General features: G+C 59.7%; 1 protein-coding gene. It reads left to right on the top strand.

Annotation, left to right across the window (positions count from 1 at the left end):
• Nucleotides 1-30: 30 nt before the first annotated feature.
• On the top strand, nucleotides 31-967 hold a 937-nt coding region (locus B5M42_RS24995; protein WP_230633185.1), incomplete at its 3' end, for an RCC1 domain-containing protein.

Genomic DNA, 967 nt, shown 5'->3' with positions numbered 1-967 from the left:
GTTAACCAGCTGTCCGAGGGTGCAGGCCACATGGCGGTGCTGGATACGGCAGGTCAAGTGTACACATGGGGGGCGAACTGGAGTGGGGGAATCGGCGACGGAACGACGACGACGCATCCGGAACGGTTTGCTGTGCCGGGTCTGCCAAGCAATGTGATTGCGGTGCAGGCCGGTTTTGACCATACGCTTGCGCTGACAGCAGACGGTCATGTCTGGCAGTGGGGCCGCGGTGCAGGAAGAACGCCGGGTCTTGTTAACGGAGTGGATCATGTGGTGGCGATTTCGGCCGAAGGCGGAACGCTGTCGCTTGTACTGAAAAGCGATGGCACCGTCTGGACGTGGGACCAGTATGAGATTCCCCATCAGGTGGCGGGGCTGGATCATGTGATCGCTGTGCAAGGGCGCTACTCGTCATCCTATGCTCTGAAAACGGACGGCACGGTCTGGGCGTGGGGCCTCAATACGAACGGCCAGCTCGGCGACGGCACGACTGCGAACAGCAGCACGCCTGTTCAGGTACAGGGCTTGAGCCACATCGTTTCGATGCATATGGGCAACATGCATGGCGTTGCGTTGAGCGATGCCGGCAAAGTTTACACATGGGGCTTTAACCAGATGGGACAAATCGGAGACGGTACGACCTCCGATGCGGTAACGACAGTAGTCGAGGTGCCGGGATTGTCGGGCATCACATTGATCAGCGCGGGCGATTACAACACGTTTGCCATCGACAGCAATGGTCAGGTGTATGCGTGGGGTTATAACGGAGACGGACAGCTGGGTCTTGGAAATGGAAACAACACAAGCACGCCAACGGTTATTAGCGGACTGAGCGATGTCATCGCGATAACGGGCGGCGGAGGCAATACGACAATTGCGCTGAAATCCGACGGCTCGGTCTGGACGTGGGGCGACGGCGGGAACGGCATGCTGGGCGACGGTGGTTCGGGCGGCCGCGCGTTGCCAG

Source organism: Paenibacillus athensensis, from assembly GCF_004514475.2.
GTDB classification, from domain to species: domain Bacteria; phylum Bacillota; class Bacilli; order Paenibacillales; family NBRC-103111; genus Paenibacillus_AL; species Paenibacillus_AL athensensis.
This window is presented reverse-complemented; position numbering and strand designations above follow the sequence as displayed.